Here is a 6,775-nt window from a genome sequence, read left to right on the forward strand (position 1 = left end):
GCTGATTTCTTCGGGGGGCTCGGTGTTCTGCCGTTGTACGCGACCGCATTTCCGGCCGTTTACCACCTGGCAGAGCCGTATTTGCGAATCCGGGGGCGGCGGCGGGCGAATTCCCCGCGCCCGCCGCCGCCCCGGGCGGCCGAGGTGAACCGCGCCCCGAGCCCTCGAAAGATCCCTTTTCTTCGCACACTTGCTCCCATCTCTTGAACAAAAGACAGGAACGAACGCGGAGTTGCGATCGGATTGAACGCAGGCCGCCTCGGTCCCCGTACCACTGGAAAAGGTGAGAGCCAGGTTTCCAGCGAGGGATGGCCATGGGCAGGGCGCACGTCTCCACACACCAGTTGGTCGCCGGCCGGTACCGGCTGCTCGAGATCATCCAGCGCGAGACCAACCGCATCTGCTGGTACGCCGAGGACACCGGGACCGGCGAGATCTCCCGTCCGTGCCTCGTGACCCAGATCGGACTCCCGGAGGACCCGCGCGGGGCCGAACGCCGGGCCGCCGCCCGCCTGCTGCGCACCACCGAGAACATGGCGCTGCTCTGCCCCGGCCGGATCGCCACCGTCGTCGACGCCGCCGAGGAGGCCGGCGCCCTGTGGACCGTCAACGAGTGGATCGACGGCACCCCGCTCGGCGAACTCCTCTCGGAACAGGGCACGTTCAACTACGTGCGGGCGGCGCGGACCGGCCTGGAGCTGCTCGACGTGCTGGACACCGCGCACGCGGAGGGCATCACCCACGGCGAGCTCAGCCCCGGCCAGGTGTTCGTACGCGAGGACCACTCGATCGTCGTCACCGGCTTCGGCCTGGCCGGCGCGACCCTCGCGCCCCGGCTCACAGCCCCCGCGTACGCCTCCCCGGAGCAGGCCCGCGACCAGCGCATCGGTCCCGCGGCCGACCTGTGGGCGCTGGGCGCGATCCTGTACACGATGGTCGAGGGGCGCCCGCCCTTCCGGGACCGGGGGCGTCCGGAAAACACCTTGAAGGGCGTGGACCGGCTGCCGCTGCGCACGCCGGTGCACGCCGGGCCGCTCACCCAGGTCGTGCAGGGGCTGCTCCGCAAGGACTCACGGGAGCGGCTGACCCGTCCGGTGGTGCGTGAGGCGCTGACCCGCGCGCTCAGCGAAGACCCCGAGGCGGCCCTGGCCGCGGCATCGGCACCTCGGCTGCGTGGCGCCTATGCCGCGATGCGGCCGGGCAGCCCGGCGTGGAGCAGACGGACGATGGTGGCGGGAACGGCCCTGGCCGTCGTCACCGTCGCGGTCGCCGTGCTGGTCGCCACCCAGGGGCTGCCCGGCACGGACGGCGGCAGCAACGCGGCGGAATCGCCGGTCCGGCCGCCGGCCTCCGCCGCCACGCCGGGCGAGGGCACCGGCGGCGGCAGCCCCGAACCGTCCGGGGCGCCCAGCCCGCCCAAGTCCCCCTCCCCCACGCCCACTCCGTCGTCCCCGTCGCCCACACCCACGCCCACTCGGTCCGTCCCGGCCACGGCCTTGCCGCCCGGCTTCCACCGCCACCAGGCGGCGGAGGGCTTCTCCGTCGCGCTCCCCGAGGACTGGCAGCGGCTGGACACCGACCGCCAGGGCGATCTGCGGTACCGGGTCGTCTTCGGTGCCGAGGGGGACGACCGCACGCTGGCCGTCACCTACAGCGAACAGGTGGGCCCGGACCCCGTGGCCGTGTGGCGGGACGAAGTCGAGCCGAACCTCAAGGAGGCCGACGACTACGAGCGGATCGGAGCGATCCGCGCGACGACGTACCAGGGACGCAAGGCCGCCGACATGGAGTGGACCGCGGATGCCGACGGCACCCGGGTCCACACCTTCGGCCGGGGCTTCCTGCTGGGTGAGGGCCGGAGCTTCTCGCTGCGCTGGACGACCCCGGACGCCGACTGGAAGGACGCCGCGAACCAGGAGGCGCTGCGCACCATCCTCAAGACCTTCCGGCCGGGCTCAGACTGAGCCGCGCGGGGCGCGCAGGGAGACGAGCCGGCCGCCGTGCAACGGCTGGGTGCGCCAGTGCGCGGTGAACGTCCGTTCCGCGAGGGAGCAGGTCAGCGCCAGGCGGTGCGGGGTCTCCAGGAACACCGCCTCCACGGCCAGCGTGCCGGCATCGGTCCAGCCGCCGCTCACCGCGGTCGGGACGGGTTCCTCCGCGACCGTCCAGCCCTCCCCCGCGAGGCGCAGGGCGAGCCGGTCCGGGTGGTCCGGCCGGTCCCCTTCTCCGGTGAGCGTGAGCGTCCAGCCGTCCGTGTCCCGGGCCAGCCCGGCCGACCGGACCGGTCCGGTCTCCGCGGAGGGCGTGAACACGGTGGCGGCCCAGCCCCGGTCCCGCTCCGGGGGTCCGGGCCGGCCCGGAGCAGGCGGCAGCGCGAGCCGGCCGAGGCGCTCCCGCAGCTCCGCCTCGGCGGCCTCGCGGCCGGTCAGCGGCTCGGGGCCGAAGGCGGGCAGCAGATGCTCCCAGACCAGGTTCAGGTACTCCTGCATCCCCTCGGTCGCCGCGGTCGCCGCGATCACGGCGTCGTGCTCCGGCAGCACCAGGCAGAACTGGCCGTACGCGCCGTCGCCCCGGTAGCCGTACCGGGACGTCCAGAACTGATAGCCGTAGCCCTGGTCCCAGTCCTGCCGCCGCGCGTCTCCTCCCATGGCTCCGGCGGTGGGTGTGCGGGGATGCGAGGCCCGGGCCGCCCATCCCTTCGGCAGCAGCCGCTGCCCCTCCCAGAGCCCGTCGTTCAGATACAGCAGGCCGAGCCGGGCGACGGCGTCGGTGGTGGCGTGCAGGCCGCTGAACCCGAGCTCGCGGCCGGCGCGGTCCCGCCGCCAGGCCACGTCACCGATGCCCAGTGGATCCAGCAGCCGGGGCCGCAGATACGCGGTGAGCGGCTGCCCGGTCACCCGCTGGACGATCGCGGCGAGCGTGTAGGTGGCGGGCTGGTTGTAGGCGAAGACGGTGCCCGGGTCATCGTCCGGCGGCAGCAGAAGGAATCCCCGGACGGGCTCGGCGGGGTCCCGCCCGAAGGCCTCGTCGACGGTGTCCCGCCGATGGCCGCTCGCCATGGACGCCACGTGCCGTACGAGCATGGCCCGGCTGCGCGGGTCGGTGATGTCGGCCTCGAACTCCGGGAAGTACGCGATCACGGGCGCGTCGAAGTCGAGCAGCCCCTCGGCCTCGGCCAGGGCGGCGGCGGTCCCGGTGAAGCTCTTGCTGAGTGAGTACAGCAGATGGGGGCGTTCGGCGGTGTACGGCTCCCACCAGCCGGAGGCGACCAAATGGCCGTGCCGCATGATCATCAGGCTGTGCGGCTCGATGTCGGGGGCGGCTTCGAGGGCGTCGAGGAAGGCGTGGACGCCACGGGCGTCGACCCCCTGGGCGGCGGGGCCGGAGGACGGCAGGGCGGAAGCACTCATGGATGCATCCTGCACCCGTCCGCGACCTTGATCGAGCCGTTTCCGGGCCTTCTGTCAGGGGACTCGCGGGTTATGGTGCAAATCGGATACACGATGATGACCGAGCAGGCCGGCCCCCGAGAGCTCGTCGACCATGTGGTGCGGGCCGAGGAGGCGGGCTTCGACTTCTCGGTGACCTCGGACCACTACTTCCCGTGGCTGCGCTCGCAGGGCCATTCGCCGTACGCGTGGGCCGTGCTCGGCGCGGCCGCCCAGGCCACGTCACGTATCCCGCTGATGACGTATGTGACGTGCCCGACGTTCCGCTACCACCCGGCGGTGGTGGCGCAGAAAGCGGCGACACTGCAGTTGCTGTCCGAGGGCCGGTTCCGGCTGGGGCTGGGCTCGGGCGAGAACCTCAACGAGCACGTGGTGGGCGGCGGCTGGCCGTCCGTCGACGTGCGGCACGAGATGTTCGAGGAGGCCGTGGAGATCATCCGCGCCCTCTTCGAGGGCGGCCACGTCAACCGTCGCGGCACGCACTTCGACGTGGAGTCGGCCCGGCTGTGGGACCTGCCCGACGAGGCCCCACCCATCGGCATCGCCGTCTCCGGGGAGCGGTCGTGCGAACTCGCGGGCCGGCTCGGCGACCTGGTGATCGCCACGGAGCCCAAGGCCGGGCTGCTGGAGGCCTTCGACCGGCACGGCGGCCGGGGCAAGCCCCGCGTCGGCCAGCTGCCGGTCTGCTACGACCCCGACCGGGACACGGCCGTCGAGCGGGCGCACTCCCAGTTCCGCTGGTTCGGCAGCGGCTGGAAGGTCAACTCGGAGCTGCCGCACCCGGATTCCTTCGAGGCGGCGACGCAATTCGTCAGGCAGGACGACGTCGCCGAATCCATCCCGTGCGGTGACGACCCGGACGCGTTCGTCGAGGCCGTCCGCCCGTACGCCGAGGCCGGGTTCACCGAGATCGCTCTCGTCCAGATCGGCGGTGAGTCGCAGCCGGCGTATCTGGACTGGTCGGAGAAGACCCTGCTGCCCGCGCTGCGCGACGCGTTCGGCTGAAGTCCTCGGCCAGCGCCTCCACCTCCCGTTCGACCAGTTGAGCCCTCCGTCCCGGAGGGCTCTTCTTCACGAGCGCGCTGAACCGCTGGGCCTCCTCGGTCGTGGGCAGGAACCCGGCCAGCAGGAGGGGCAGCAGCAGGCGACGGACGAGCACTTCGCTCTGCGAGGTGACGTGGGGCCTGCGCACCACCGAGACGTTGACCCGGATCGCGTGCTCGTTGCCGGGCGGGACGCCCGGCCGGTCCGTCTCGATCGCGGCGTAGCGGTAGCCGTGCGCCCGGTCGCAGGCGGTACAGCCGGCCGGGCCACGGGCGAGCCGGTCACCGCAGTCGGGGCACACCAGCCGGTCGAGGGCGGCGTCCACCAGCCGCCAGTCGTGCCGGTCGGGTTCGGCGGCGACCATCGCGGCCAGTGCCCGCTCCTGGTCGCCGCCCGCGGCGGTGTCCCACTGCCGCAGGAAGGCGGCCCACTCCCCCTCGACGACGCCGTCCACGAGGTCGCGGCACACGGCACAGGCGGGGGCACCGCCGTACGCGTAGCCGCCGCACTCCGCGCAGCGGCGCAGCACGGCGCCCGCGTCCCGTCTCGTCATGCAGGGCATCGTCGCGCACCCGTGCCCGGTCGGGACAACGGTTTTCGGACGGGCCGTGCGGGCGGGTGAACAGCGAGGTCAGCGGGTGCCGCTAGGCTTCCGTCCGCACCTCGCGCAGTCCGATCTGCCCCGCCTCAGGAGAGTCGCCCGTGACCGTAGCCATGACCCCGCCCGAGACGTCCCCCGCTGCCCCGGCGCCCGTCTCCGACCTGGTCGCGCGGGACGCGCGGGAGTTCGGGGTGTACGCCCGGACCGGAGGGTGGGCCTTCGGGCTGAAGGTGGCGCGCAGTGTGCGGCCCGGCGGGCAGGGCGCGGACGAGACGCCGAAGGTGTCCGCGAAGGAGTTCGCGGAACTCGCCGGCTGCTCCCCGGAGCGGGTCATGCGCTACTACAAGGCGTGGGACCGGGCGGCCGACGACGGGATGGTCCCGCACTTCGAGGCGCTGACACCGGGTCAGGAGGTGGACCTGCCGGACGCCGACGTGTGGCTGAGCTACTACGTCTCCCGCAGCAGCGCGACCTCCGAGCGCGGCACCGCCATCTCCGAGGCCGCCGAGGCCGAGGGCATCCGGCCCACGAAGGCCCTGGAGGTCGCGGAGAACCCCACGGCCCTGCGCGCCGCGATCCTCGCCGACCCCTCCACCGCCCGCGCGGCCCGCCAGGCCCTGCTGGACCGGGTCCGCGAGGACCCTGACCTCCAGTCGGAACTGGCCCGTGACGTCGTGCGCACCGACGAGCTGAAGAAGGCCGTCGCCGGGGAGAGCAGGGCGGCCGACCGGATCGGCTACGTGCGCCAGATCGCCGAATCGGGGCAGATCAAGACGCCAGCCGGGCAGACCGTCGACGCGCCCGCCGACCTGCGCCAGGAGGCCGAGCGGCATCTGTCGCTCATCGACGAGCTGGACGAGGGCGACGACTCCGGCGAGTGGGCCGCCGAGGCGTACGACACGATGAAGTCCCTCGTCGTGGAGGTCGTGGAGGCCGACCCGGGGCTGCGGGTGCAGGAGCGGCGCACGAAGTTCTACAGCAGCCTGCAGAAGGCGACCAAGGTGTTCGAGGAGCTGACCTTCGACGACGCCGGGGAGTTCTACGAGGACGACATGGTGCAGCGTCTGGAGGAGCTCCAGCGGGCCGTCGCCGTGTGCATCGAGTCGCTGCGCGGTGCTCGCGGGAATCACCCGGTCGGCTGAGCATTCCGGCTGGATCGGGGGTACTAGAGGGCTCTACGTCGGTACTTCCCGGAGGCCCCCTCGTGAACTCGTTCGTCCACAAGACCCTGGTGGTGCAGCTCCAGGCGGGCGACACGGACCGTTTCTCCGTGCTCGCCCACCTGAGCTACGACGCCGCGGACCCGTTCGCCGTCACCGTGGTCTTCAGCCACGACGGCCGCGTCCTCGCCCGGTGGCAGCTGGACCGGGAGATGCTCGGTGACGCACTGCGGCGTCCGGTGGGGGTGGGCGACGTGCGGATGCGCCCGGAGTCGGGGGGCATGTGGCAGGAGCTGCGCCTGGAGTTCCTCGGCGACGCCCGCCCCGACGGCGGCCGGCACCACGCGGTGGTGTTCGCCTGGGCGGCGGGGTTCGCGGCGTTCCTGCGCGAGACCTACGAGGTGGTGCAGCCGGGCCGCGAGGAGGTCCATGTCGACGACTTTCTGGCGGGCGTTCTCGCCGGGGGCTGAATCGCGGCCGGTCCGGGCAGCCCGTCGGCATGCCGGGGATCGGGCCCCGGC

Annotated in this window: 6 protein-coding genes; 4 read left to right on the forward strand and 2 right to left on the reverse strand. The window is 73.0% G+C overall.

Going from position 1 to position 6,775, the window contains the following annotated elements; genetic code table 11:
• Positions 1 to 314: 314 nt before the first annotated feature.
• Positions 315 to 1,964, forward strand: coding sequence for a serine/threonine protein kinase (locus tag ACFU3E_RS37995; protein WP_384169276.1), 1,650 nt, complete (start codon positions 315 to 317; stop codon positions 1,962 to 1,964).
• Here the strand turns inward: ACFU3E_RS37995 and ACFU3E_RS38000 are convergent.
• A complete protein-coding gene (locus ACFU3E_RS38000; protein WP_384169279.1) occupies positions 1,956 to 3,410 on the reverse strand; it encodes a serine hydrolase domain-containing protein in 1,455 nt (484 codons plus the stop codon). The two genes, ACFU3E_RS37995 and ACFU3E_RS38000, sit on opposite strands and share 9 nt — an antisense overlap.
• Positions 3,411 to 3,482: 72 nt before the next feature.
• On the opposite strand from ACFU3E_RS38000, the gene ACFU3E_RS38005 reads away from it, so the two are divergent.
• Entirely contained in the window at positions 3,483 to 4,454 is a 972-nt protein-coding gene (locus ACFU3E_RS38005; RefSeq protein WP_384169282.1) for an LLM class F420-dependent oxidoreductase, read from the forward strand.
• Here the strand turns inward: ACFU3E_RS38005 and ACFU3E_RS38010 are convergent.
• Positions 4,351 to 5,046: a hypothetical protein gene (locus tag ACFU3E_RS38010; RefSeq protein WP_384169285.1), complete on the reverse strand. Its 696-nt coding sequence runs from the start codon at positions 5,044 to 5,046 to the stop codon at positions 4,351 to 4,353. The genes ACFU3E_RS38005 and ACFU3E_RS38010 overlap by 104 nt on opposite strands.
• A gap of 161 nt (positions 5,047 to 5,207) precedes the next feature.
• Between ACFU3E_RS38010 and ACFU3E_RS38015 the strand changes: the two genes are divergently transcribed.
• Positions 5,208 to 6,236, forward strand: a complete 1,029-nt coding sequence (locus ACFU3E_RS38015) for a hypothetical protein (protein ID WP_384169291.1) — start codon at positions 5,208 to 5,210, stop codon at positions 6,234 to 6,236.
• Between the two features lie 62 nt (positions 6,237 to 6,298).
• Complete coding sequence (locus ACFU3E_RS38020; protein ID WP_384169288.1) at positions 6,299 to 6,724, forward strand: SsgA family sporulation/cell division regulator; 426 nt, start codon at positions 6,299 to 6,301, stop codon at positions 6,722 to 6,724.
• The last annotated feature ends 51 nt before the right edge of the window (positions 6,725 to 6,775 follow it).

Source organism: Streptomyces sp. NPDC057424 (assembly GCF_042803315.1).
Taxonomy (GTDB): domain Bacteria; phylum Actinomycetota; class Actinomycetes; order Streptomycetales; family Streptomycetaceae; genus Streptomyces.

Bases quoted from the DNA above. Each gene is read 5' to 3' on its own strand.
- ACFU3E_RS38000 (WP_384169279.1), bottom strand. From the start codon at position 3,410: ATGAGTGCTTCCGCCCTGCCGTCCTCCGGCCCCGCCGCCCAGGGGGTC.
- ACFU3E_RS38010 (WP_384169285.1), bottom strand. From the start codon at position 5,046: ATGACGAGACGGGACGCGGGCGCCGTGCTGCGCCGCTGCGCGGAGTGC.
- ACFU3E_RS38005 (WP_384169282.1), top strand. From the start codon at position 3,483: ATGGTGCAAATCGGATACACGATGATGACCGAGCAGGCCGGCCCCCGA.
- ACFU3E_RS37995 (WP_384169276.1), top strand. From the start codon at position 315: ATGGGCAGGGCGCACGTCTCCACACACCAGTTGGTCGCCGGCCGGTAC.
- ACFU3E_RS38015 (WP_384169291.1), top strand. From the start codon at position 5,208: ATGACCCCGCCCGAGACGTCCCCCGCTGCCCCGGCGCCCGTCTCCGAC.